The sequence below is a fragment of the Pseudomonas sp. AC083 genome, from assembly GCF_979253165.1.
Genome location: NZ_CEEDDH010000209.1, coordinates 1 through 259 on the forward strand (window position 1 = coordinate 1; position 259 = coordinate 259).

1 protein-coding gene is annotated in these 259 nt (G+C 68.0%); it reads right to left on the reverse strand.

Annotation, left to right across the window (positions count from 1 at the left end; all coding sequences use genetic code 11):
* The coding region (locus tag AC0IXA_RS27735; protein WP_471814950.1) for a hypothetical protein at positions 1-259 on the reverse strand (259 nt) is incomplete at both ends.

The window sequence follows — 259 nt, forward strand, 5'->3', positions numbered from 1 at the left end:
CGAAAAGGGGCTCGGGCGACCGGGCCCCTTTTTTATGGGCGACCGCGTGGAGCCACCACCGCCCCCCGCGCAACGATCGTGCCGTGACCATGCGCGCGGCCCAGATCCCGAAGGCTACCCCGAACAGGGCGAACGCCGCCGTCAGGGCCAGCGCCCCCATCACCAGACGCTGATCCTGTGCGTACGCCGCAAAGATATTGAAGCCCGTCACCAGGGCGGAGCCGGTCCACAGGATCGCCGCTCGCCGCATCACTAGTAT